The organism is Ferrovibrio sp., from assembly GCF_046297895.1.
Classification (GTDB): domain Bacteria; phylum Pseudomonadota; class Alphaproteobacteria; order Ferrovibrionales; family Ferrovibrionaceae; genus Ferrovibrio.
Window position 1 is genome coordinate 26,051 of the sequence record NZ_JBKBHC010000002.1, and the last position, 24,500, is coordinate 50,550.

Here is a 24,500-nt window from a genome sequence, read left to right on the forward strand (position 1 = left end):
AGCATGACGATTTCTTCTATCGGGTCTTCTTCCCCACCAGCCCGTCCCAGGCGGCCATGGCGCCGTCCACCACCGCCTGCAGGTCGGCGCGCCGGGCGCCGTCGCGGGCCTGGATCGACAGGCCCTGGATCACCGTGGCGTAGAAGGCGGCGATGCGGCGCGCATCGCTGCCGGCGGGCACGTCGCCCTCGCGGATGCCGCGCCGGATCCGCGCCTGTATGGCCTCCAGCGCCTGGCGGCGGCAGCGCGTCAGCAACTTGCGCACCGGCGCACTGTCGGGTGTGCCCACGGTGGCGGCCAGCACGATCATGCAGCCGGCCGGCTTGGCCGGATCGGTATAGTCGGTCACATGCCGGCGCAGCATCGCCTCAATGGATTGCCGCGCCGTGGGCTGGTCAGCCAGCGCGCGGCCGGCCGCCACACCCTCGGTGGCCTGATACAGCCCGACCGCCTCCTCGAACAGCTTTTCCTTGCAGCCGAAGGCGGCATAGAGGCTGGGCGCGTTGATGCCCATGGCCCTGGTCAGGTCGTTCAGCGAGGCAGCCTCGTAGCCGCGCTGCCAGAACACCGCCATGGCGTGTTTCAGCGCGGCGGCGCGGTCGAAGCTGCGCGGACGGCCGGCCATATCCGGTTCCTGCCTTTCCATTCGATTCTGTAGCAAATGATAAATAATGGGATTGACCCGCCCAGACAAGGCCCCTATCTGTCGTCCTCCATTCTGTATCAATCACTATAAAATGGAGAACCAGACATGACCGAGCTTTCCGGCAAGACCGCCTTCGTCACCGGCGCCAGCAGGGGGATCGGCGCTGCCATCGCGCTGAAACTGGCCGAAGCGGGCGCCGATGTCGCGCTCACCTACACGGCTTCGCCCGACAAGGCGCAGGCGGTGGCGCAGCAGATCGGCCGGCTGGGCCGCCGCGCGCTGGCCCTGCCGGCCGATGCCGCCGACCCGGCCGCACTGAAGGCCGCCATCGACAAAGCGGCGGCGGAATTCGGCCACATCGACATTCTGGTCAACAATGCCGGCATCGCCGAGATGGGCGCGCCGCAGGATCACGACCTGGCCGCCATCGACCGCATGCTGGCGGTCAACACCCGCGCGCCCTTCCTGGCGGCGCAGATGGTGCTGCCGCACATGCCCGATGGCGGCCGCATCGTCAGCATCGGCTCCTGCCTGGGCGAAAATGTGCGCTTCCCCGGCATCACGCTCTATTCCATGAGCAAGGCGGCGCTGACCGGCATGACACGCGGCCTGGCGCGCGACCTCGGCCCGCGCGGCATTACCGTGAATGTGGTGCAGCCCGGCCCGATCGACACCGACATGAATCCGGCCGATGGCGGCGATGCCGCTTCGCAGGCGGCGCTGACCGCGTTGGGCCGCTACGGCAAGCCGCACGAGATCGCCGCCGCAGTGGCCTTCCTGGCCGGACCGGGCGCCAGCTACATCACCGGCGCGCAGATCGCCGTGGATGGCGGCACCAATGCCTGATCGGGAAACATAAATCCGACTAACAACAAGCGTCATGCCCGGGCTTGACCCGGGCATCCACGACCTGCTCAAGAAAACGTGGATGCCCGGCACGAGGCCGGGCATGACGATTTTTAGAACCGCTAGCGCCGCGTGGCGGCCATCTGCGCGAAGACGCCCTGCAGGTCGACCGGCCGGCGTTTCGCCGCCGCCAGGTCGAGGCCGTCTTCCAGCCTTTGCAGATGTTCTTCCATGTAGCGCACGGCGCCGGCGACGTCGCGGGCGGCGAGTTTATCCAGCAGCGCGCCGTGTTCGGCATGGCTGCACATCGTGTTGCCCGGCGCCTCGTAAACCGCGATGATCAGCGAGGTGCGCGAGATCAGCGCGCGCAGGAAGCCACTGAGCGGTTCGTTGCCGATCAGCCTGGCCAGTTCGAGGTGGAATTCGCCCGACAGCCGGATGCCGGTGCTGCGGTCGCGCGCCGTCTCGGCGGCATGTTCGCGGGCCACGAAACGACGCAACGCGGCAAGCTGCGGCCGGGTGACACGGCGGGCCAGTTCGGCGGCGATGCCGGTTTCGACGATGCGGCGCGCGGCAAACACCTCGCGCGCCTCCTGCACGCTGGGCTTGGCCACCGAGGCGCCGCGATTATGCTGCAGCGTCACCAGATTCTCGTGCGACAGCGCCAGCAGCACCTTGCGGATGCGCGTGCGGCTGACGCCGAAGGCCCGGGCCAGCACATCCTCGGGCAGCTTGGTGCCCGGCATGATGATGTGGTCGACGATGGCGGTGTAGACGCTGTGGTAGATGGTGGCGTCGTCGATGGCGCCGCGCCGGCCGGCCGGGGCGCTTGCGCCGCGCCGGCGGGCCATGCGCTGGGGCACGGCCTGTGCTTCGGCCGCGGTGATCTTGCGGCCAGCCACAGGAATCTGTTTAGCCGGGATCTGTTTCACGCCAGCCTGCTTCATGGTTGCCCGCACCATATGCTGCGCCCCCGCGCGTCGACTGCGCCGCTGCCGGCCGTCGAATCGGCCGGACAATCCGGTGGCCGGATTGTATACGGTTGGCCGATTCAGGGTCCAGCGGGCAAACACGTATGCAGCATCGATGCCGACGCATTGGCGCAGACGGCATATCGCGCTACACACGGGCAGCCATGACCAACATTGCCGCCAGCCAGCATCCCGCCGCCTCGTTCATGCCTGCGATTGCCGCCGGGCTGCTGTCGGCCTTCGTCGGCTTCGCCTCGTCCTTCGCCGTGATCCTGCAGGGACTGACCGCCGTGGGTGCCAGCCAGGCCCAGGCCGCCTCGGGCCTGATGGCGCTCAGCCTTGCCATGGGTTTCTGCGCGATCATTCTGAGCTGGAAGACGCGCCTGCCGATCAGCATTGCCTGGTCCACGCCGGGCGGCGCGCTGCTGGCATCCTCGGCCATCGCCGAGTGCGGCTTCAATGCCGCCGTGGGTGCCTTCATCGCCTGCGGCATCCTGCTGACGCTGGCCGGTTTGTGGAAACCGCTCGGCCGCGCCGTGGCCGCCATCCCCGCAGCCTTGGCCAACGCCATGCTGGCCGGCATTCTGCTCGGGCTCTGCCTCGCGCCGGTGAAGGCGGTGGCGGCGATGCCGGTGGCGGGGCTTTCCATCGTGATCGTCTGGGCGCTGGTGGCGAAATGGAAACGGCTCTATGCCATGCCGGCCGCCGTGCTGGTGACGCTGGGCTTCATCCTCGCCGGCGGCGAGATCTCGGCCGACCGCCTGGGCGACCTGTGGCCGCAGGCCGAGGTCGTCATGCCGGTGTTTTCGCCTTCCGCCATGCTGGGCATCGCGCTGCCGCTGTTCATCGTCACCATGGCGAGCCAGAACATCCCCGGCATCGCCGTGCTGCAGGCCAATGGCTACAGACCCGATCCCACGCCGCTGTTCCGCGCCACCGGGCTCTTCTCGCTGTTGGCCGCGCCCTTCGGCGGCCATGCGGTGAACCTCGCCGCCATCACGGCGGCGATCTGCGCCGGACCCGAGGCGCATCCCGATCCGAACAGGCGCTGGGTGGCCGCCCTGGTGGCCGGGATTTTCTATGTGCTGTTCGGCTTAGGAGCCACGGCGGCAACGGCGATCTTCAGCGCCGCGCCGCCGATCCTGATCCAGGCGGTGGCGGGCCTTGCCCTGCTGGGCGCCTTCGCCGCCTCGCTGGTGGCCGCCTTGAGCGACACCGAAAGCCGCGAGGCGGCGGCGATCACCTTCATCGTGGCCGCCAGCGGGCTCACGCTGTTCGGGATCGGCGGCGCCTTCTGGGGGCTGATCGCCGGCGGCGCCATGCTGGCGCTGGCGCGGTGGCGGCGCGGCTGAACCTGCAGCGTCTTGGCTACCGCGCCTTGCCGGTTTTCGCATAGGCCGCCATCACCCGTTCGGCGGCGTGGCGGGCGCGCTGCTCCATCTCGGCCTTCGTCGGCGGTTTGACCAGACCCATCAGCAGGCGCAGCAGCAGGTCACCCCACAGCAGCGAGAAGAAAAAGGCGCTGACCTCGACCGGCGGCGCAGGCGCCAGCAGCCCGTCTTCCTGCGCCTTCTTGATCAGGTCGATGAACATGCGGCGCATCGGCTCGCGGCCGCGTTCGTCCAGCGCCCGGGCGATCTCGGGCGTTCTCAGCGCTTCCGTTATGGCGAAGCGGAACACGGTCAGCACATCCGGATCGCAGATGCCAGCCATCGCCGCGGTGCCGAATTTCGTCAGCGTGGACAGCAGCGCCTGCGGGTCTGACGGCCGCGGCAGCGCCAGCGGCACCTGCATCTGGCGCGTGCGCCACTTGATGCATTCCACCACGATGGACTGCTTGTCGGCAAACAGGGCGTAAAGCTCGCGCTTGGAAACCCTGGCGCGGGTGGCGATCTCCAGGGTGCTGGCGCCATCAAACCCCAGTTCGCGGAAGGCCGCGAACCCGGCCCGCAGCACGCGGTCCCGCATTTCGGCACGCTCTTCGGATTCTGCTGTTTTGGCTGTTTTGCCCACGAGGCCCTCTTGACTGGTACTATAGCGTACCATATAGCTTTGTCATGTTGGTACCCGTGAGTACCATTCCACCCCCAAGAGGCCCCGTCATGCCGAACCTCCTCACCATCCTCCAGAACACGCCCATCTGGGTGTTCGTGTTGTTTGCCATCCTGCTGGCGCTCGGCCTGATCGGCCTGCGCACCCGAACGGTGCAAGTCTGGCGCCTGCTGGTGGCGCCCGCCGTGTTCATTGCCTGGGGCGTCTATGGCCTGCTGCTCAGGCTGGATGCCTCGGCCCTGCTGCCGCTGTACTGGGCCGCCGCACTGGCGGTCGCCTCGCTGGGCGCATGGTATGGCACCAACCTCGACTCGATGCAGCCCGACCCGGCGCAGCGGCGCGTGCGCGTGGAGGGCTCGATCTTCCCGCTGCTGCGCAACATGGTGCTGTTCTTCGCCAAATACGCCATCGGCATCGCCATCGGATTCGGCCTATCCGACCCGATGACCCTTTACCCTGTCGATGTGGCGGTTTCCGGCGTGAGCGCGGGCTATTTCATCGGCTGGCTGCTGCGTTTTGCCCAGCGCTACCGGAAAGGCGCCATTCCTGCCTGAACGCCCAGCGGGAACCCGGGTTGCGGCGGATGGTTTCCTCTTCTGCAGCAGAGGAGGAAACCATGCCCGATCGCATCACCCCACCCCGTCCGCCACGCCAGTTCACCCTGGAACCCGGCGATGGCGGCAGCCCGCATGGCCCGGCCCATACCACGCCGCTGGTGAAGGGCTCGCCCGCGCAGCGGCGCTACGGCCCCGGCACCTATGGCAATGACCAGTTCGCCGCCGAGCATCATGACGACATCAGCAACGATCCCGCTCTGCCCGAAGGTCTGCAGGACAGGCAGGGCGAGGTTAAGCGCCCGACTCTGCGCCCTAAGGAAAAGCGTTACGGCCGCATCGGCGGAGACGGCAAAGGCTAGCGCCCTACCGCCTGGCTTCCAGCGCCATGCGCACGGCCAGGCCGGCCAGCACGGTGCCCATCAGCCAGCGCTGGATCAGCAGCCAGAGCGGCCGCGTGCTTAAGAATCCCGCGATGCTGCCGGCGGTGAGCGCGATCAGGGCATTGATGCTGACGCTGATCGAGATCTGCGTGAAGCCCAGCATCAGCGACTGGCCCAAGACATGGCCCGCTTCGGGATCGATGAACTGCGGCAGCAGCGAGAGATAAAGCATCGCGATCTTCGGATTGAGCAGATTGGTGATGAAGCCCATGGTGAAGAGTTTTCGCGGTGAATCCTGCGGCAGCTGCTTCACCTGAAAGGGCGAGCGGCCGTTGGGTTTCAACGCCTGCCAGGCCAGCCAGAGCAGATAGGCCGCGCCGCCGTAACACAAGGCCTCGTAGGCATAGGGCACCACCAGCAGCAAAGCCGTGATGCCGAAGGCGGCGGCCAGCATGTAGACCACGAAACCCAGCGCCACGCCGCCCAGCGAGATCAGTCCGGCCATGCGCCCCTGGCAGATCGAGCGCGAGATCAGATAGATCATGTTCGGCCCGGGCGTGAGCACCATGCCAAAAGCAACAAGCGCGAAGGCGATCAGGTTGGCGGTGGTGGGCATGGGCAGGCTCCGGCTGGGGTGCGAACAGCCTAACGCGGAGATCGGCGATGTGCAGCGGAAGAATTGTGCGCTGACAATCCGATCATTTCCCTCATTCGTCATGCCCGGCCCCAGAGACTTTTTCTTGTCCGGGCATCCACGTCTTGCCCCTGCAACACCGGAGTCGTGGATGGCCGGGATAAACCCGGCCATGACGGCGGAGATTATGCTCCCGTCGCCTTCTCGAACACGATCAGCTTCGCCGGGCCGATCCCGTCATCGATGGCGCGCCAGCTTAAGCTTTCATAGAACCCGCGCAGGTGCGGCCGTGCGGTGAGGAACAGCGTTTCCACGCCCAAAGCCCGGCAGCGCATGGCGGCATCGTCCAGCAGGGCGCGCGCCACGCCGCAGCCACGCGCCTCTTCATCCACCCAGAGCGCGGCGATCCAGGGCGTGAGATCCAGCCGCGCCGGTTCGTCGCTGGCGATCACCGAGACGGTTCCGCAAAACATCCCGTCGCGCTCGGCCGCCAGGGTGAAGGGCATGCCGTCTGTTTCCATGTGCCGGGCGAAGCCGGCACGGATATCCTCGAACGGCACGTCCTTGTGGCGCCAGAAGGCGGCCCAGATGCGCTGCGCCACCGTATCGGCAAAGGCCGGGCGGTCGCGCAGGTCGGAAATCAGCAGGCCGGTCATGCCTCCTTGCTGGCGGGACGAACGGGCCCTGTCAATCGGACGCTGTCAAACGGGGGCTTGATCGCGGCCATGTTCGCATTATGTTCCATGTTGCCGCCGGTCTGCCCGGCTGCCCTTTAGAAACAGGCCAGGCCGTTGGAGCAGATTCACCGATTCACGACATTTCAATGGGTTAACATAACAAAACCATCGCAAAACGACGCAAAACCGCTGCCGCCCGACGCAAAACTGGCCGCCCGCCCCGCCATCCCGCCTCCGCCGGAAGGCCAGTTGCCCGGCGGGGCCGGAGGGCGTAAACACGGCGCGGCTTTCCGGCGCCGTTCCCGCGCCCCGAGTCGCGTTCCTCCCGGTCCCGTTCTTCCCTGCTGAGGCATCCGCATGATCCCGCGCTACACCCGACCCGAAATGGCCGCCATCTGGGAGCCGGAGCAGAAATTCCGCATCTGGTTCGAGATCGAGGCCCATGCCTGCGACGCGCAGGCCGAACTGGGCGTGATTCCGAAGGCGGCCGCGAAGGAGGTGTGGAAGAAGGGCAAGTGGGAGATCAAGCGCATCGACGCCATCGAGCGCGAGACCAAGCATGACGTGATCGCCTTCCTCACGAATCTCGCCAAATATGTCGGCCCCGCGGCGCGCTTCGTGCACCAGGGCATGACCTCGTCGGACGTGCTGGATACCTGCTTTAACGTTCAGCTCGTGCGCGCCGCCGACCTGCTAATTGCCGGCGTCGACCGTGTGCTGGCCGCGCTGAAAGAGCGCGCCTTCGAATTCAAGCTGCTGCCCACCATCGGCCGCAGCCACGGCATCCATGCCGAGCCCACCACCTTCGGCCTCAAGCTGGCCGGCTTCCACGCCGAGTTCCAGCGCGCGCGCAAGCGCCTGGTGATGGCGCGCGAGGAAGTGGCCACCTGCGCCATCTCGGGCGCGGTCGGCACCTTTGCCAATATCGACCCCTTCGTCGAGGAATGGGTGGCGGCCAAGCTGGGTCTGGCCCCCGAGCCGGTCTCCACCCAGGTGATCCCGCGCGACCGCCATGCGGCCTATTTCGCGCATCTGGCCGTGGTGGCCTCGTCGGTCGAGCGGCTGGCGGTCGAGATCCGCCACCTGCAGCGCAGCGAGGTGATGGAAGCGGAAGAGTTCTTCTCGCCCGGCCAGAAGGGCTCGAGCGCCATGCCGCACAAGCGCAACCCGGTGCTGACCGAGAACCTGACCGGCCTGGCACGCCTGGTGCGCTCGGCCGTGATCCCGGCGCTGGAGAACGTGGCGCTGTGGCACGAGCGCGACATCAGCCATTCTTCCGTCGAGCGCGGCATCGGGCCGGATGCCACCATCCATCTCGATTTCGCCCTGCACCGCCTGGCCGGCGTGATCGAAAAGCTGGTGGTCTATCCCGACAACATGATGAAGAACCTCGACCGCTTCGGCGGCCTGGTGCATTCCCAGCGCGTGCTGCTGGCGCTGACCCAGGCGGGCCTGAGCCGCGAGGACAGCTATCGCCTGGTGCAGAAGCATGCGCTGAAGATATGGCAGCATGGCGGCGACTTCCTGCAGGCCCTGCTGGCCGAGAAGGAAGTCACCGCCAAGCTCAAGCCCGCCCAGCTCACCGCGCTGTTCGACCTCGGCTACCACCTCAAGCATGTGGATACGATCTTCGCCCGCGTCTTCGGCAAGGAAGGCGTGACGCCGGGCATCGGGGCCAAGCCTGCCCGCAAGGCCGCACCGAAGAAGACGGCGGCGCCGAAGGCCAAGACAAAGAAGCGTTGACATCCCGATCGCGGCGGCCTCTCCTGAAAGAAAAGGGAGAGGACGCCATGATCGAGGCCCTGCGCACGCCGGACGAGCGGTTTGAAAACCTGCCGGGCTACGATTTCCGGCCGCATTACCTGACCCATGAGAATGGCCTGCGCATGCATTACCTCGACGAGGGGCGGCATGCCGGGCGCACCTTCCTCTGCCTGCATGGCCAGCCAACCTGGAGCTACCTGTACCGGCGCATGATCCCGGTCTTCACGGCGGCCGGCCACCGCGTGGTGGCGCCCGACCTGTTTGGCTTCGGCAAGTCCGACAAGCCGCGCGATGAGAGCATCTACACTTTCGATTTCCATCGCGACAGCCTGGTCGCGCTGATCCGCGCGCTGAACCTGCGCGACGTGGTGCTGGTGGTACAGGACTGGGGCGGGCTCTTGGGCCTCACCATCCCGATGAAGATGCCCGAGCGGTTCTCCGGTCTCGTGGTGATGAACACGGCGCTCGGCACCGGCGACGTGCCGCTCGGCGAGGGCTTCCTAGCCTGGCGCGACTGGAACAACAAGAACCCCGATATGCAGATCGCCCGGCTGATGCAGCGCAGCTGCCCGCATTTGAGCGAGGCGGAAGCCGCTGCCTACGAGGCGCCCTATCCCGATGCCGATTACAAGGCCGGCGTGCGGCGCTTTCCCAACCTGGTGCCGGATTCACCCGAGGCGCCGGGCGCCGCGCTGTCGCGGCGGGCGCGCGATTTCTGGATGAAGGAGTGGACGGGCAAGAGCCTGATGGCGATCGGCATGACCGACCCCGTGCTCGGCCCGCCGGCGATGCGGGCCCTGCACAAGATCATCAAGGGCTGTCCCGAACCGCTGGAACTGCCCGAGGCCGGCCATTTCGTGCAGGAATGGGGCGCGCGCGTCGCGACGGAAGCGCTCGCCAGATTCTGAACTCCAATCTTCTCCCCGGCCTCAAGCCGGGGTCCCATTTTCATAGCATGCGCAGAATGGGATCCCGGGTCAAAAGCCCGGGATGACGGCAGCAGGCCGCCGTCACTTCGCGAAGATCATCTCGTCGTGGGCGAAGGCCTTGAATTCGAGCGCGTTGCCCGAGGGGTCGAGGAAAAACATGGTGTGCTGTTCGCCCACCTCGCCCTCGAAGCGCACGTAGGGCTCGATGATGAACTTGATGCCGGCGGCCTGCAGCTTCTCGGCCAGGGCCTTCCAGTCCGGAATGGTCAGGATGACGCCGAAATGCTTCACCGGCACGTCATGGCCGTCCACCGCGCCGGCCTGCTTGTAGCCGACTTCCTCGGGCGCCAGATGCGCCACCACCTGATGGCCGTAGAAGTCGAAATCGACCCAGGTGTCCGACGAGCGGCCCTCGGCGCAGCCCAGCAGTTCGCCGTAGAATTTGCGCGCCTCGGCAATGTCGCGCACCGGGAAGGCGAGATGGAAAGGGCGGATCGCCTTGGTGGTTGCGGCGGCGGTCTTGGTCGGGGCAAGGGCGTTCATCGGGGCCTCTGAATATCCGGGGGCTGAAACCGGCCGGATCATAGCGGCTGGCGCATCGGCCACAATCGATTTAATCTCGTCTCGCTATGAGTTTTTCTCATGACTTGCCCTCGCTGAACGCCCTGCGCGCCTTCGCCGCGGCCGGTCGGCATTTGAGCTTCACCCGCGCCGCCGAGGACCTGCATGTCACCCAGGGCGCGGTGAGCCGGCTGGTGAAGCAGCTGGAAGCGGAACTGGGCGTGACGCTGTTCCAGCGCGGCCCGCGCGGCCTGCAGCTCACCGAAGCCGGGGCCGCCTATCTGCCGGCCCTGAGCGATGCCTTCGAGCGCATGAGCGCCGCCACGCGCCTGATCGCCCGCGCCGGCCGCCCGGCCAACCGGCTGGCCATCACCATGCTGCCGACCTTTGCCATGCGCTGGTTCATGCCGCGGCTGGCCGATTTCCAGCATCTGCATCCCGAGATCGCCGTGGACGTGACCAGCGCCGACCGGCCGATCGACTTTGTCGCCGAGCCGGTGGATGTGGGTATTCAGTATGGCGGCGGCAGCGCCACCTGGCCCGCCGAGCTGAAGGCGGAATTCCTGTTTGCCGAAACCGTGATCCTGGTCGGCGCGCCGGCCCTGCTGAAAGCCAGGCCGGTGAAGAAGCCCGAAGACGTGAAGCGCCATGTGCTGCTGACCCATTCCACGCGGCCGGAAGCCTGGAGCGAATGGTTCGAGGCCGCCGCCCTGAAACCGCCCGCCCAGATCCGCGGCCCGGCCTTTGAGCATTTCTTCATGTCGATCGAGGCCGCCGTGAACGGCCTGGGCCTGGCCCTGGTGCCCGACATCTTCGTGCAGGCCGAGCTGGGCAGCGGCCGGCTGATCGAGCCGCTGCCGAAATGCCGCGTCCGGCGCAAGGGCGGCTATTACCTGCTGCACCTGGCCGGACGCGAACGCGAACCGGCGATCCGCGCCTTCCGCGACTGGCTGTTGCGCTGACGTGATGGCCCGCACAATAACCCCGAAGGCGGCTTTACGCGGCACACCCGCCGCGATAGCTGGTGCAGCCCATCCCGCTCCGTCATGAGACCATGCGCCAGTCCCGCTTCTATCCCCTGCTGCTGCTGATCGCCACCGGCGTCGCACTCGGTTTTGCACCACCCTTTGCCAAACTGGCGGCGGGTGCCGGCATTCCGATGATCGGCTTCGCCTTCTGGCAGAATCTGCTGGGCGGCCTGCTGTTGCTGCTGCTGGCCATCGCCAGCGGCGCCCGGCCGCCGCTGCAGCCGCGGCACCTGCGCTATTACGCCATCAGCGGCCTGATCACGCTGGCATTGCCGAACGTGATGGTCTTTCTGGCGGTCTCGCAGGTCGGCGCCGGCCTGCCCAGCATCGTCTATGCCTTCCCCGCCATGCTGACCTACATCTTCGCGCTCACCCTGCGCATGGAAAAGCTGGCCTGGCTGCGCGCCGGCGGCATCGCGCTTGGCCTGGCCGGCATCCTGATGATCCTGCTGCCGCGTTCAGGCCCGGTGGACGATGCCGCGCTGCCCTGGATGCTGCTGGCGCTGATTGCACCGGTATCGCTGGCGGCCGGCAACATCTATCGCACCCGCGCCTGGCCGCAGGATGCCGCCCCGCTGGCGCTGGCCGCCGGCACGCTGCTGGGCGCGGCTTTATGGCTGCTGCTGGGCGGCGTGGCCTTCGGCGCGGTCCATCTGCCCATGGGCAGCCTGGATGCCGACTGGGTGCTGGCCGCCGCCGGCCTGTTCGCCTGCCTGAGTTTCATCCCCTATTTCGAGCTGCAGCGCGTGGCCGGGCCGGTCTATTTAAGCCAGATCGGCTATGTGATGGCCGCGACCAGCCTGGGGATCGGCACCTTCGTCTTCGGCGAGCGTTACGGCCTGATCACCTGGCTGGCCGTGCTGGTGATCGTGGCCGGCATCGCGCTGGTGAACCGGCGGCCGGCGGCGCAATAAAAAGCCGCCAGCAACCCTGGCGGCTTTTCCGTCTCCGTGACTTTGTCTTTACGGCGTGCGGTCGAGCGCCCGTCAGGGCGTTCTCTCGATCATCGTGCCGACGCCATGGGCGGTGAAGAGCTCCAACAGCAGCACATGCGGGATGCGGCCATCGAGGATATGCGCGGCACTCACGCCGCCGCGTACAGCATCGAGGCAGGTCTCCACCTTCGGGATCATGCCGCCCGAGATGGTGCCGTCGCCCATAAGCACCAGCGCGTCCTTGGCGGTGAGGCTGGGGATCAGCTTCTTGTCCTTGTTCAGCACGCCGGCCACGTCGGTCAGCATCAGCAGCTTGCTGGCGCCGACCGCGGCGGCAATCGCGCCGGCCGACGTATCGGCGTTGATGTTGTAGGTTTCGCCATTCTCGCCGACACCGATGGGGGCGACCACCGGGATCAGATTGGAACTTTGCAGGCTGCGCAGGATGTCGGGATTGATGCGCATCGGCTCGCCGACGAAGCCGAGGTCGAGCAGCTTCTCGATATTCGAGCCGGGATCGCGCACGGAGCGGCGCAGCTTGCGTGCCTCGATCAGGCGGCCATCCTTGCCCGAGATGCCGATGCCGGTGCCGCCGGCGGCATTGATCGCGGTGACGATCTGCTTGTTGATCGAACCGGCCAGCACCATCTCGACGATCTCGACGGTGGCCTGATCGGTCACGCGCAGGCCGTCGACGAATTCGGACTTGATCTTCAGGCGCTCCAGCATGGCGCCGATCTGCGGCCCGCCGCCATGCACCACGATGGGATTGATCCCGACCTGCTTGATCAGCACGACATCGCGGGCAAACTGCATCGCCAGGGCCTCGTCGCCCATGGCATGGCCGCCGTATTTGATCACCATGGTCTGGCCGGCGAAGCGGCGCATGTAGGGCAGGGCCTCGGAGAGAACCAGGGCGGTTTCCTGCAGATGCGCTTCCAGCGGCTTCGGGCCGGTCGTTTTCATGGTGCTTCTCGGCGTTTCAGGTTGGTGCAGCGGTTATACGAGGGTCTAAGCCAGGGCCGCAAGCTCGGCCCGCATGTTCGGGATGCCGAAGCCGATTTCGCTGGAGGTGACGCGGATGACGGGATGGGCGGCGACGTGACGTTTCAGTGTCTCTGCCGTGACGGCCCTGACCTTGGCCAGGTCGGCGGCCGAGGACTTGTCGGCCTTGGTCAGCACCACCTGATAGACCACGGCCGACTTGTCGAGCAGGGTCATGATCTCTTCGTCGCCGGCCTTCAGGCCGTGTCGGCTGTCGACCAGCAGGCAGACGCGCTTGAGTTCGGGCCGCCCCTTCAGATACGCCCGGGTCGTGTCGGTCCAGGCCGCCGCCTTGGCCTTGCCGACTGAGGAATAGCCATAGCCCGGCAGGTCGACGAGGCTGAGCGTGCCGTTGCCCAGATCGAAGAAATTGAGCTGCTGCGTGCGGCCCGGCGTGTTGGAGGTGCGGGCCAGCGCCTTGCGGCCGCAGAGTGCGTTGACCAGCGAGGACTTACCCACGTTTGAGCGCCCGGCAAAGGCGATTTCCGGTCCGCGGGCGGGCGGCAACTGCGCCATGGTCATGGCGCCGGCGAAGAACTCGCAGGGCCCGGCAAACAGCAGCCGACCGCGTTCCAGCGCGGCCGGGCCGAATTCCTCTTCCACGGCCGGCAGGTCGGCCATGCGGCTTACTTCTTCGGCTTGGACGCGGGCTCGGGCGTCTCGGCGCCGCCGCCGATCTTCACACCCATCCGCTTCATGATCACATACTGCTGCAGGATGCTGAGCGTGTTGTTCCAGCTCCAGTAGATCACCAGGCCGGCGGCGAAATGGCCGAGCATGAAGGTGAACACCACCGGCATCAGCGCGAAAATCTTCTGCTGCACCGGATCGGGCGGCGTCGGGTTCATCTTCATCTGCAGCCACATGGAGACGCCCATGATGATCGGCCAGACGCCGATGGAGATGATCGACAGCGGCCCGAGATCAGGCACGGCCCAGGGCAGGAAGCCGAAGCCGTTGATCCACGAGGTGGGATCGGGCGCCGAGAGATCGCGGATCCAGCCATAGAACGGCGCGTGGCGCATCTCGATGGCGATGTAGAGCACCTTGTAGAGCGCGAAGAAGACCGGGATCTGCAGCAGGATGGGCAGGCAGCCAGCGGCCGGATTGACCTTCTCCTTCTTGTACAGCGCCATCAGTTCCTGCTGCATCTTGGCGCGATCCTCGCCATAGCGCTCGCGCAGCTTCTGCATCTCGGGCTGCAGCTTCTTCATCGCGCTCATCGCCACGTAGGATTTGTAGGCGAGCGGGAAAAACAGCAGCTTGACGATCACGGTGACGGCCAGCATGGCCAGGCCGATATTACCGAGCACGCCCTTGAGGAAGTCGATGCTGTAGAACATCGGCTTGGTCAGGAAGTGGAACCAGCCCCAGTCGACCGACAGTTCGAAGCGCAGGATCTTGTGCTGCTCTTCGTAGCGGTCGAGCAGGTTCACTTCCTTGGCCCCGGCAAACAGCAGCGTGGTGGCGCTGACGCTCTTGCCCGGCTCGAGCTGCTGGCCGGCACCGAGATAGTCGGCCTGATAGCGGTCGGTGCCGTTGTTGGGCTTGGCATGGGTGAAGCGTGCCTTCACGGTTTGCTCGACGCCGGGCACCAGCACGGTCTGCCAGTATTTGTCGGTGAAGCCGATCCAGCCGCCCACGGTGTCGTATTCGCGCACCTTGTCGTCGGCCAGGTCGCCATAGCCCAGTTCGCGCAGGGTGCCGTTGTCGCCGGCCTTGTCGCGGAATACGCCGAGCGGGCCTTCATGCAGGATGTAGAGGCCGTCGGTCTTGGGCGTGCCGTGGCGCGAGACCAACGCATAGGGGAACAGGGTGAGCGCCTTGTCGCCCTTGTTCTCGACTGACTGGGTGACGGTGAAGAGATAATTGTCGTCGATCTCGATCTTGCGCACGAAGACCAGGCCCTGGCCGTTATCCCAGCGCAGCGTCACCGGCTGGCCCGGCTTGAGCACCTCGCGGTCCGCGGTCCAGCGCGTCTGCGCGTTCGGCAGCGCCACGCCGTTGCCCGCCACGGTCCAGCCGAATTCGGCGTAATAGGGCGACGGCCCGCCGGCCGGCGAGAGCAGATGGATCGGCTTGCTGTCGGGCTGGATGGTTTCCTTGTATTCAGGCAGCACGACGTCGTCGATGCGGGCGCCCAGCAGATTGATCGAGCCGACCAGCCGCTTGCCCTCGATCTTCACGCGCGGGCTTTCGGCCAGCGCCTTCTCGCGGCTCACCGCCAGGTCGGCGGCCTGCTGCGCCAGGCTCGGCATCTGCGGCAGGCCCGAGGCGCCCGGCACGCTGGCGCCATCGGCGGCCGGGGCCTGACCCGGGGCCTGGCCCGGGGTCTGGCTCTGCTGGGTTGCCTGCTGCTCGCGCAGGCGCTCCTGCCGAGGCGCCTCCACCAGGAACTGGAAGCCGAACAGGATCGCCACCGACAGGACGATCGCGATGATGAGATTCTTCTGGTCGGACATCAGACTGAGCCTTGCTGTACGGAGGTGTTGTCAACGGAAACCGGGGGAACCGGGTCGTAGCCGCTGCTGCCGAAGGGATGGCAGCGCGCAAGCCGGCGCACGGCGAGATAGCCGCCGCGCGCCGCGCCGTGCTTTTCCAGCGCCTCAAGCGCGTAGCATGAGCAGGTCGGCTGATAGCGGCAGTTATGCCCGACCCACGGCGAGAGGATCAGGCGATAGGCCTTGATGGGCAGGCTGAGCAGGCTGGCCAGAAATGTCATGCCGCGCTTCCCTCCCCCGCTGCGGCAGCCATGACGGGCTGCCAGAGTTTCAGTTTCCTGAGGGCGCTTTCGAGATCGCGGCGCAGCGCCTGGAACTCGCGAGCCGGCGTGGCCTGGCGGGCCACCAGCACGTAATCATGGCCACTGGCGGCATGCAGCGGCAGGATCTCGCCAGCCAGGGCCTTCAGACGGCGTTTGGCCCGGTTGCGGGCCACGGCATTGCCGACCTTGCGGGAGGCGGTGAACCCGACACGGCGGCACCCGGCTTCGCCCGGTGCGGCCTGTAGCAGCAGACCGGGCAGCGCCACACGCCGCTCGGCCGCCTGCACCCGGAGATAATCCGCGCGGCGGCGGAGTCGTTCGACACCGCCCGTCGCCATCGCGGATAAATTAGGCCGAGAGCTTCTTGCGGCCGGCAGCGCGGCGGGACGCCAGCACCTTCTGGCCGCCCTTGGTGGCCATGCGGGCGCGGAAACCATGGCGGCGCTTGCGCACCAGCTTGGAGGGTTGATAGGTCCGTTTCACAGCGGCTCTCCGTCTGACAGCCGTCTTTATCCCGGAAAACCGCGGAAAAAGACGAATACACGCAAATAGAACCGGGGGCCTGCGGACCCCCGGCAAAATCGGTCCCGCTGTATACGGGGTCGGGCCGGTGGAGTCAACGCGCCTTTATGCAAAGCCCGGCCAGCACAAAGCCCGGCAAAACCGGGGTTTTTCCCAAGCGACGGGCCGGGCCGGGATTCGAGTTGACGGGTGGGGGGTAAGCCCCTATAACCGGCCGCCAAATTTACGACTCACACTGGAAAGTTAGAGGTTCATCATGGCCCGTCGTTGCGAAGTGACCGGCAAGGGCGTTCAGACCGGCAACAACGTCAGCCACGCCAACAACAAGACCCGGCGTCGCTTCCTGCCCAACCTGCATGTCGTGTCGCTGATCAGCGAGGCGCTGGGCCGCGATGTGACCCTGCGCGTCTCCAGCCACGGCCTGCGCTCGGTGGAGCATAACGGCGGCATCGACAACTGGCTGCTGAAGACCCGCGACGACCGCCTGTCGGACGAAGCCAAGGTGCTGAAGCGCAAGATCAAGAAGGCCCTGGCCGCCAAGGCCGCCTGATCCTCCTAAGCTTTCGGATTGCAAACGCCGCCGGCAGAGATGCCAGCGGCGTTTTTCATTGGCTGGCCGGCGTGATGCAGGCGACCTTGTTTAACTCGTCATTGTTCGACTCAAAAACCAGCAGGATGGTTCTTTGCTGGGTGTCAAGCTGCGGATTGTCGTCCGAGATCACGTAGACCCAGGCCTTGTTGTGCACACATCGCACGCTGAGGCCTTCCATGTTGTCGACAGGACTGTGGGGCCTACCAGGCTCAGATATGGTCCCTTCCAAGGCCATAAGCACTTCGGCTTTCAATACTGGCAGCTTTTCTTTCGACCACTCCGGACACACCGCCTCACTCTGATCACGGCAAAGCACGGCATTCATTTCACTTTGTTTTACCCATTTCAGTCTGGTTGCAGGAATGCGCGTTATACCTTCATGTTTCGTAACTGGTTTGGAAAGAAAGCGACGCTCTAGCACCAGAACACCGCCACCGGGCAAAGCAAATGCATCCGTAACCTGAAAAAAATCTGTTTGGCGCCAAGCTAATTTTTGAATAACCAAAGCATGCTGCGCTGATGTGGCATCTGGTGTTGATAATTTGGGCAGAAACCAGACCAAAGATACGGTTTCAACAGAATCGTTCTTGCCCTCTGCGAATAGTAACGCACTCAAATCAGGCAGTAGAGCGACGGCCTCAAGGCCCCGATCCTTCAACAAACTATTAGGGATGTGCCCCAAATTTATTGGCGGCCCAAATTTTTTATCAGCAGTCGCCCAGGCCAGAATCTCCTGGCGTGTGGATTTGTCGTCCTCAAACGAAACAAGCCATCGCCTGCTTTTGGCATGCCATTGAAGTGCTTCCGGATTATGGGGAAGCCGGTTATCGGTTATCTTCGTGACTCGTATATTCTTCAAACCAGTAGGCAGGTCATTCTGAGTTTCAATATCGGCCTCTAGCCAGTGCCTTTGATCCGATATGGCCGTAAATGTCCGACCATCCTCTGAGATAAAAAGACCAGAGTATCCACCCAGACAGTTTTCGCCTTGGCATTTACCTGACTTGAAACTTGAGCTCGAGAAATGAAATCCGGCCAGAAGCACAAAATCGCTTCTACTCGAGTCAGACCGCAGATTGGAAATCCGTGAGAGGTCGATGCTGGTCTGCGCCCCTGCAGACGAAATTCCGATAAGGGTAATATAGATTGCACAACCAATGAACAGAGTGCAGGTCAGCATTTGTTTCATCGGCAGCTCCTTTTTGCTGCACAATGCTAGTCACAAAGCTGAGGGTTGTGATTCAGATTCTTGCTTCAATCAAAAAACTTACGCTTGTATGCGCACTCACTCCTCCAGCCGGAACACCATCAGCAGCGTGCGCTGCAGGCTGTTGCGGTTGTCGTCCGACATCACATAGAGCCACAGGCTGCCGTCATCGGCGCGGCGCAGATCCAGCGCTTCCATATTGTCGACCGAGAACGGCCGCGCCCATTCCGCCAGCGTTTCCGGCTGCAGCACCGCACCAGGACGGATGGAGGCCATGGCCACGCGGCTGATGCGCGCCTTCGGCCCGGTCAGCGGCGTGAAGTAGCGCTCCAGCACCAGCACGTCGCCACCGGGCAGGGCGACGGCATCGGTGGGCCGGAAGCCGTCGCGGGCTGGCCAGGACAGGTCCGACCAGGCCTCGCCCTGCATTCCGCCCTGGCGCAGCCATACGGATGTATGGCCCGCCCCGGCCTCCTTCTCCTCGCTCAGCACCAGCAGGTCACCACTAGGCCATACGGCCACCGCCTCGGCCCCGCCATTGCCGGGCTGGGCCTCGAAGCCGGGTGGCAACGGCAAGGCATGGCGCGCGGCGGAGCCGGGTTCGTCATAGGTCCACAAGCGATGGGACCGTTCGAAACCGACCAGCCATGAGCCATCGGGCAGGCGGCGCAGGGCCTCGGCGTCGTTCAGCCCCTTGCGCAGGAGCGGCTGGCCGCGGGCATCCTTGAGCGGAACCTGCCGGGCGGCGGCGACCGCGACGGGCAGACCGGCCGCATCTCGGTCGAAATCCAGACGCAGCCAATGGCCCAGATCGGATACCGCCCACAGCCCGGCGCCGTCGGAATCAACGACTATTCCGGAATATCCGCCAAAAACATCGCCGTCGGCGGCCAGGATCAGGCCACCGAGGTAGCGCAGCGCGCCGACCCGAACCCGCTCAGGTTGGCCGGGATCGAGCGAAAGTTCCGCGCTGCGCACCGCCAGGGTTTCCGCGGCAGATTGCCCCATGGCCCGCCCCGGCAGCGGTTGGCCGCTGCCGAGCAGAAGAAGCAGGACTAGACTTATCAATTGTTTAGATTTGAATCCCATGATGACCCGCATGTTTCTCCGCAGCCCTGCCGGGGCCTGACCAGCCATGACGGCAGCACCGATCCTGCCTCCCAGAATCGCGCCGGCCGGCCGTGGCGTCATGGCGCTGCCGACCCTGTTCGTCGCCATGCTGGTGATCCTGCTCGGCAGCGTGCTCGGCGTGCAACTCTATCGCCAATATCATGACGAGATCGCGAATGGCGAGGCCACGGCCCGCTCGCTGGCGGTCATGATGGAGGAGCATGCCAGCCGCAGCTTCTCGGCTGTCGACGTCTTCCTGCTGAACTATACCGAGACGCTGGGCGGCATGGCCGGCACGCAGCCCTTCCATTCCCTGGCCGCGTTGCGCGAGCGGATGAATGCCCGCCTGGCGGAATTGCCGCAGGTGCGCGCCTTCCTGGTGCTGGACCAGGACGGCACTTCCATCAGCGACAGCGGCAGCCTCGATCCGCGTCCGTTCAATGGCGCCGACCGCGAATATTTCCGCGTCCATGCCGAGCGGCGTCATACCGGCCTGTTCATCGGCCTGCCGGTGCAGAGCCGCATCAATGGCCAGTGGGCGCTGAGCGTCAGCCGGCGCTTCAACAAACCCGATGGCAGTTTCGGCGGCGTGGTGGTGGCCGCCGTCGACCCCTTCTATTTCGTGAATTTCTACCGCGAGGCGGCAATCACCCACGACACCTCGCTGACCCTGCATCATGCCGCAGGCATCCGCATCGCCCGCACGCCGGAGATCGGACCCGGCATCGGCAGCGATGCGCGCAGCGTGCCGCTGTTCAGCGGCGAATACGACAGCGTCGATGCCGGCCTGTATCTCACCACCGGCCTGCCCGACGGCGTGCCGCGCTATCTGGCCTTCCGGCGCGTGCCGGGTTTTCCGCTGATCGTCGCCGCCGGCGTGTCGCGCGACGACATCTTGGCCACCTGGAACGAGAATCTCGCCTTCAGTGCCGCCGCCATGCTGCTGGCCGTGCTGGCCGGCCTTGGCTTCCTGATCATCCTGCAGAACCAGATCCGCCGCGCATCATGGGCAGAGCAGCGGTTGCGCGATGCCGTGGAATCGATGCCGGACAGTTTCGTGCTGTTCGACAAGAACGACAACCTGGCCCTGTTCAACCACAACACCCTCGACATGCTGCCGAACTTCAAGGCCTTCATCGGTCGGGAGGGTGTGAGTTACCGAGAAGTGCTTGAAATCACCGCGCCCGATTTCGGCGCGGCCTCAACACCGGAGGCCCGGCAACGCCACCTGGCATTCCGGACCAACCGCCTGCAGCGGGAAAAGCGCGGTTACCTGTATGAATGGCGCATGGCGGATGGCCGATGGCTGCGCTTCTCGATCAGCCCGACCAGCGAGGGCGGCTCGGTCGGCATCACCAGCGACGTCACCGCCCTGAAGATCGCCGAACAGCGCCTGCGCGACGCCATCGAGGCGCTAGGCAGCGGTTTCGTTCTGTACGGCAACGACGGCCGCCTGATGGTGGCCAACCACCGCTTCTACGAACTGACCAACCACGATCCCGAACAGATCCGCCCCGGCACCCATGTGGAGGAAATGCTGGAAATCATCACCCAGCGCCGCGTGGCGCGCTGGCCGGATTTCGATACCGCTGCCTTCAAGGAAATGCAGCGCAGGGAATTCTGGCACCCGTCGGGCAAACCGATGGATTCGGAAGTTCGCCCCGGCTACTGGTTGCGGACGCAGCGGCATCGCACCATCGACGGCGGCGTGATCTCGGTGATCGACGATATCACCGACCTGAAGCAGGCAGAACAGAACCTGCGCGATGCGATCGAAAGCCTGTCGGATGGATTCGTGCTGTATGGTCCCGATGGCCGCCTGCGGCTGGCCAACAGCCACTTCTACGGCCTGACCGGCCATAATCCCGAGATTATAAAGCCCGGTGCGACCTACGACGATGTGTTCCGGGAAATCCTGAACATGCGGCAGAAGCACTGGCCCAGTTCCGATCACGCCGGATTTGCCGCCGCGCTGGAACGCGATTACCGCAACCCGTCGGGCCGGCCGATCGACGGGGAGATCCGCCCCGGAATCTGGCTGCGCAGCGTGCGCCATCGTACCGCCGACGGCAGCACGATCTCGGTGGTGAGCGACATCACCGACCTGAAGCTGGCCGAGCAGCGCCTGCGCGACGCCATCGAGGCCCTGACCGAAGGCTTCATCCTGTACGACCGCGATGGTTACATGGTGATGGCCAACCAACGCTACTACGAGATGACGCGGCAGGATCCGGCCCTGGTAAAACCCGGTATCCACTTCCGCGACATCATGCGCATCACCGCCGAGCGGAGCAGGGAATTCGCGCCGGGCTTCGACGCCAAGGGCTATATCGATGCGATCAGCGCCGAATTCTCGCAGCCGACCGGGCAGCCGGTGGACAGCGAACCCTATCCCGGCGTCTGGCTGCGCATGCAGCGCTGCCGCACGCTGGATGGCGGCGTGATCACCGTATTCAACGACATCAGCGACCTGAAACTGGCCGAGCGACGGCTGCGCGATGCGATCGAATCGCTGGCCGAAGGCTTCGTGCTGTACAGCCGCGACGGCCGTATCATCACCCTGAACCGGCGGTTTTACGAACTGACCGGCCACGATCCGGCCCTGGTCGGGCCCGGCACCCACAACGACCAGATCCTGGCCGGCATCCTGGCCCAGGGCCAGGCGCAGGGCCGCATGGCCGAGGCCCAGGCCTATGTCGATGCCCTGCGCCGTGATTTCGAACAACCGAGCGGACAGCCCTTCGACATCGAGGCCAGGCCGGGATTCTGGCTGCGCACCGTGCGCCACGGCACGCCCGAAGGCACCGTGATCGGCATGGTGTCTGATATTTCCGATTTCAAGAACGCCGAGCAGCGCCTGCGCGACGCCATCGAATCGCTGGCCGAGGGCTTTGCCCTCTATGACCGCGACGGCCGTCTGGCCATGGTCAACAGCCGTTTCTACGACCTGACCGGACATGACCCGCAGACGGTCCGCGTCGGCATCCATTTCGACGAGATGATGAAACTGGTGGCCCGCCAGCAGGACCGCATGGATGAAAGCGTGGACGTGAATGACTACGTCGCGCGCCTGAAGGCGGACTTCCACGCTCCGTCGGGGCAGCCGATCGACGTGCAGCTCAGGCATGGCCGCTGGCTGCGCAATCAGCGCCGCCGCACCGCCGAGGGCGGCGTGATCGCCATCATCGACGACATCACCGATCTGAAACTGGCCGAACAACGCCTGCGCGACGCCATCGAGGCCATCAACGAGGGTTTCGTTTTCTACGATGCCGATGATCGTGTCGTGCTGTTCAACCGACGCTTCGTCCAATACTTCCCGGCCCTGCAGGACATCATCCAAGTCGGCATAACCTTCGAGGAGATGATCCGCACGGCGCTGGCCCGCGGTGCCATCGCCGTTCCCGAGGGCGAAAGGGAGGCCTGGATCGCCGAGCGACTTTGGCAGCACCGCAACCCGGAAGGTGTCTCGATCGAGCGGCAGATGAGCGATGGCCGCTGGCTGCTGATCCACGAGCAGCGCACCGTCGATGGGGGCCTGGTTGGAATCGGCACGGACATTACCGCGATCAAACAGGCCGAGCGACAGATGTTCGATGCCATCGAAAGCATCCCCGACGGCTTCGTGCTTTACGACAAGGACGAGCGCCTGGTTCTGTGCAACTCGAAATATCGCGAGTTCTACAGCGAGATCAGCGACCTGCTCGTGCCCGGCGCGAAATTCAGCGACATCCTGCGCACCAGCATCCAGCGCCAGATGGTGGACATGGAGCCCTCCTTCCTGGAGGAATGGCTGGCCGAGCGGGTGGAACTGTTCCGCAAGGGCAGCGGCAGCACCGAAACGCGGCTGGCCAACGGCCGCTGGCTCCGCAACACCGAACGCCGCACCAGCGACGGCGGCGTGGTCGGCATCCGCACCGACATCACGGCCCTGAAGCAGCAGCAGGAGATTCTGCAACGCAACATCACCGACCTGGAAGCCGCCAATCGCCAGGTCGAACAGCAATCCTTCCGCCTGCGCGAACTGGCCGACCGCTTCTCGGAGGAGAAGGAGCGCGCCGAGGAGGCCAGCCGCGCGAAATCGGAATTCCTGGCCATGATGAGCCATGAGATCCGCACGCCGATGAACGGGGTGCTGGGCACCATCGGCCTGCTGCAGAACACCGAGCTGTCGCAACAGCAGCACAAGCTGGTGGTGACGGCACGCGAATCCGCCGAGCATCTGCTCACCCTGATCAACGACATCCTCGACTTCTCCAAGCTGGAGGCCGGGCGCATCGACTTGGAATCGATCGATTTCGATCTGCCGCGCCTGATCGAAAGCGCCGTCTCGATGATGAACCCGCGCGCGGTGATGAAGGGCTTGCGGCTGAGTACCTGCGTGGCGCCGGAAGTGCCGCGCTTTGCCAAGGGCGATCCGGCGCGCCTGCGCCAGATCCTGTTCAACCTGACCGGCAACGCGATCAAGTTCACCGACCGCGGCGAGGTGGAGATCATCGTCGATGCCGTGCGGCTGGATGAAGAACGCTTCAGCCTGACCATCAAGGTCCGCGACACCGGAATCGGCATCGCGCCCGACAAGATCAAGCATCTGTTCGGCCGCTTCAGCCAGGCCGACAGCTCGATTGCGCGCCGTTTCGGCGGCACCGGCCTTGGCCTGGCGATTTCCAAGCAGCTGGCCGAACTGATGGGCGGCAAGATCGGCGTGGAAAGCACCGAGGGCGAAGGCAGCATATTCTGGTTCACCCTGCCCCTGCGCGACGGCCAGCCCGTTGAAATCGACATCCCGGCCGAGCAGGCCGTCGGCCCGGCCACGCAGAAGTCGCTGCGCATCCTGGTGGCCGAAGACAATCAGGTGAACCAGATGGTGATCGGCCTGATGCTGCGCCAGCTCGGTCACCAGGTCGATCTGGTGACCAATGGCATCGAGGCCTGCGAACAGGTGCAGAAGGCTCCTTACGATCTTGTGCTGATGGACATGCAGATGCCGGAGATGGACGGCCTGACCGCCACCCAGACCATCCGCCGCCTGCCGCAGGATTGCGCCAGGCTGCCGATCATCGCGCTGACCGCGAATGCGATGGAAGGCGACCGCGAGCGCTACATTGCCGGCGGCATGGACGATTACGTCGCCAAGCCGATCGCGCTGCCGCAGTTGATCGCCGCGATCAACCGCGTGCTGGGCACGCCTTCGGCCACGGCCGCGTGGCGGGCCGCGGCGGGGCCCCCCGCCGCGGGCGCCGCCCGGGCGGGGGGTACCCCGGGGCGAACACCCCCCACC

24 protein-coding genes are annotated in these 24,500 nt (G+C 65.4%); 10 read left to right on the forward strand and 14 right to left on the reverse strand.

What is annotated here, in order from left to right; translation table 11 throughout:
* Positions 1-16: 16 nt before the first annotated feature.
* Positions 17-625: a TetR/AcrR family transcriptional regulator gene (locus ACK4FK_RS02700; RefSeq protein ID WP_409740740.1), complete on the reverse strand. Its 609-nt coding sequence runs from the start codon at positions 623-625 to the stop codon at positions 17-19.
* A gap of 126 nt (positions 626-751) precedes the next feature.
* Here ACK4FK_RS02700 and ACK4FK_RS02705 point away from each other — a divergent pair, with 126 nt between their 5' ends.
* Positions 752-1,492, forward strand: a complete 741-nt coding sequence (locus ACK4FK_RS02705; RefSeq protein ID WP_409740742.1) for an SDR family NAD(P)-dependent oxidoreductase — start codon at positions 752-754, stop codon at positions 1,490-1,492.
* Positions 1,493-1,614: 122 nt separating this feature from the next.
* Here ACK4FK_RS02705 and ACK4FK_RS02710 read toward each other — a convergent pair whose 3' ends face one another.
* Positions 1,615-2,454 (reverse strand): GntR family transcriptional regulator, encoded by an 840-nt coding sequence (locus ACK4FK_RS02710; protein WP_409740745.1) that lies wholly within the window; start codon positions 2,452-2,454, stop codon positions 1,615-1,617.
* A 173-nt stretch (positions 2,455-2,627) separates the two neighbouring features.
* Between ACK4FK_RS02710 and ACK4FK_RS02715 the strand changes: the two genes are divergently transcribed.
* Complete coding sequence (locus tag ACK4FK_RS02715) at positions 2,628-3,815, forward strand: benzoate/H(+) symporter BenE family transporter (protein WP_409740748.1); 1,188 nt, start codon at positions 2,628-2,630, stop codon at positions 3,813-3,815.
* Between the two features lie 16 nt (positions 3,816-3,831).
* On the opposite strand, the gene ACK4FK_RS02720 is transcribed toward ACK4FK_RS02715, so the two are convergent.
* Complete coding sequence (locus tag ACK4FK_RS02720; protein WP_409740751.1) at positions 3,832-4,476, reverse strand: TetR/AcrR family transcriptional regulator; 645 nt, start codon at positions 4,474-4,476, stop codon at positions 3,832-3,834.
* 89 nt (positions 4,477-4,565) lie between these two features.
* Here ACK4FK_RS02720 and ACK4FK_RS02725 point away from each other — a divergent pair, with 89 nt between their 5' ends.
* Both ACK4FK_RS02725 and ACK4FK_RS02730 read left to right on the forward strand, forming a co-directional pair.
* A complete protein-coding gene (locus ACK4FK_RS02725; RefSeq protein WP_409740754.1) occupies positions 4,566-5,069 on the forward strand; it encodes a DUF6622 family protein in 504 nt (167 codons plus the stop codon).
* Between the two features lie 62 nt (positions 5,070-5,131).
* Entirely contained in the window at positions 5,132-5,431 is a 300-nt protein-coding gene (locus tag ACK4FK_RS02730) for a hypothetical protein (protein WP_409740758.1), read from the forward strand.
* A 4-nt stretch (positions 5,432-5,435) separates the two neighbouring features.
* Here the strand turns inward: ACK4FK_RS02730 and ACK4FK_RS02735 are convergent, their stop codons facing one another.
* Positions 5,436-6,068 carry a LysE family translocator gene (locus ACK4FK_RS02735; RefSeq protein WP_409740760.1) on the reverse strand — a complete coding sequence of 211 codons (633 nt, stop codon included), beginning with the start codon at positions 6,066-6,068 and terminating at the stop codon, positions 5,436-5,438.
* Between the two features lie 203 nt (positions 6,069-6,271).
* Positions 6,272-6,742, reverse strand: coding sequence for a GNAT family N-acetyltransferase (locus ACK4FK_RS02740; RefSeq protein ID WP_409740763.1), 471 nt, complete (start codon positions 6,740-6,742; stop codon positions 6,272-6,274).
* Positions 6,743-7,120: 378 nt separating this feature from the next.
* Between ACK4FK_RS02740 and purB the strand changes: the two genes are divergently transcribed.
* Together purB and ACK4FK_RS02750 are read left to right on the forward strand one after the other, a co-directional pair.
* Entirely contained in the window at positions 7,121-8,506 is a 1,386-nt protein-coding gene (gene purB, locus ACK4FK_RS02745) for an adenylosuccinate lyase (protein ID WP_409740766.1), read from the forward strand.
* 47 nt (positions 8,507-8,553) lie between these two features.
* Positions 8,554-9,435 (forward strand): haloalkane dehalogenase, encoded by an 882-nt coding sequence (locus tag ACK4FK_RS02750; RefSeq protein ID WP_409740769.1) that lies wholly within the window; start codon positions 8,554-8,556, stop codon positions 9,433-9,435.
* A gap of 102 nt (positions 9,436-9,537) precedes the next feature.
* Here ACK4FK_RS02750 and ACK4FK_RS02755 read toward each other — a convergent pair whose 3' ends face one another.
* The gene (locus ACK4FK_RS02755) at positions 9,538-9,999 is read right to left on the reverse strand and encodes a VOC family protein (protein ID WP_409740771.1); all 462 of its coding nucleotides are present in this window, start codon (positions 9,997-9,999) and stop codon (positions 9,538-9,540) included.
* 86 nt (positions 10,000-10,085) lie between these two features.
* On the opposite strand from ACK4FK_RS02755, the gene gcvA reads away from it, so the two are divergent.
* Together gcvA and ACK4FK_RS02765 are read left to right on the forward strand one after the other, a co-directional pair.
* A complete protein-coding gene (gene gcvA / locus ACK4FK_RS02760; protein ID WP_409740773.1) occupies positions 10,086-10,979 on the forward strand; it encodes a transcriptional regulator GcvA in 894 nt (297 codons plus the stop codon).
* Between the two features lie 92 nt (positions 10,980-11,071).
* Positions 11,072-11,959, forward strand: coding sequence for a DMT family transporter (locus ACK4FK_RS02765; RefSeq protein WP_409740776.1), 888 nt, complete (start codon positions 11,072-11,074; stop codon positions 11,957-11,959).
* Positions 11,960-12,031: 72 nt separating this feature from the next.
* Here ACK4FK_RS02765 and argB read toward each other — a convergent pair whose 3' ends face one another.
* Genes argB through rpmH form a run of 6 tightly spaced genes read right to left on the reverse strand, consistent with a single transcriptional unit; the run spans position 12,032 to position 16,271 of the window.
* Positions 12,032-12,946 carry an acetylglutamate kinase gene (argB, locus tag ACK4FK_RS02770; protein WP_409740779.1) on the reverse strand — a complete coding sequence of 305 codons (915 nt, stop codon included), beginning with the start codon at positions 12,944-12,946 and terminating at the stop codon, positions 12,032-12,034.
* 45 nt (positions 12,947-12,991) lie between these two features.
* On the reverse strand, positions 12,992-13,645 hold the full coding sequence (yihA, locus tag ACK4FK_RS02775; protein WP_409740782.1) for a ribosome biogenesis GTP-binding protein YihA/YsxC: 654 nt from the start codon (positions 13,643-13,645) through the stop codon (positions 12,992-12,994).
* Between the two features lie 5 nt (positions 13,646-13,650).
* Positions 13,651-15,486: a membrane protein insertase YidC gene (yidC, locus tag ACK4FK_RS02780; protein ID WP_409740785.1), complete on the reverse strand. Its 1,836-nt coding sequence runs from the start codon at positions 15,484-15,486 to the stop codon at positions 13,651-13,653.
* Positions 15,486-15,746 (reverse strand): membrane protein insertion efficiency factor YidD, encoded by a 261-nt coding sequence (gene yidD / locus ACK4FK_RS02785; RefSeq protein ID WP_409740787.1) that lies wholly within the window; start codon positions 15,744-15,746, stop codon positions 15,486-15,488. Before yidD ends, yidC begins: the two co-directional genes overlap by 1 nt.
* Positions 15,743-16,126: a ribonuclease P protein component gene (gene rnpA, locus ACK4FK_RS02790; protein ID WP_409740790.1), complete on the reverse strand. Its 384-nt coding sequence runs from the start codon at positions 16,124-16,126 to the stop codon at positions 15,743-15,745. The genes yidD and rnpA overlap by 4 nt, the downstream gene beginning before the upstream one ends.
* Positions 16,127-16,136: 10 nt before the next feature.
* The gene (rpmH, locus tag ACK4FK_RS02795; RefSeq protein WP_409740793.1) at positions 16,137-16,271 is read right to left on the reverse strand and encodes a 50S ribosomal protein L34; all 135 of its coding nucleotides are present in this window, start codon (positions 16,269-16,271) and stop codon (positions 16,137-16,139) included.
* Positions 16,272-16,566: 295 nt separating this feature from the next.
* On the opposite strand from rpmH, the gene rpmB reads away from it, so the two are divergent.
* Positions 16,567-16,860, forward strand: a complete 294-nt coding sequence (rpmB, locus tag ACK4FK_RS02800; protein ID WP_409740796.1) for a 50S ribosomal protein L28 — start codon at positions 16,567-16,569, stop codon at positions 16,858-16,860.
* 55 nt (positions 16,861-16,915) lie between these two features.
* Here the strand turns inward: rpmB and ACK4FK_RS02805 are convergent, their stop codons facing one another.
* Both ACK4FK_RS02805 and ACK4FK_RS02810 read right to left on the reverse strand, forming a co-directional pair.
* Positions 16,916-18,091: an esterase-like activity of phytase family protein gene (locus ACK4FK_RS02805; protein ID WP_409740798.1), complete on the reverse strand. Its 1,176-nt coding sequence runs from the start codon at positions 18,089-18,091 to the stop codon at positions 16,916-16,918.
* Positions 18,092-18,187: 96 nt separating this feature from the next.
* Positions 18,188-19,117, reverse strand: coding sequence for an esterase-like activity of phytase family protein (locus ACK4FK_RS02810; protein WP_409740801.1), 930 nt, complete (start codon positions 19,115-19,117; stop codon positions 18,188-18,190).
* A 127-nt stretch (positions 19,118-19,244) separates the two neighbouring features.
* On the opposite strand from ACK4FK_RS02810, the gene ACK4FK_RS02815 reads away from it, so the two are divergent.
* Positions 19,245-24,500 (forward strand): PAS-domain containing protein (locus ACK4FK_RS02815; RefSeq protein WP_409740804.1); only part of this gene is annotated, 5,256 nt, incomplete at its 3' end.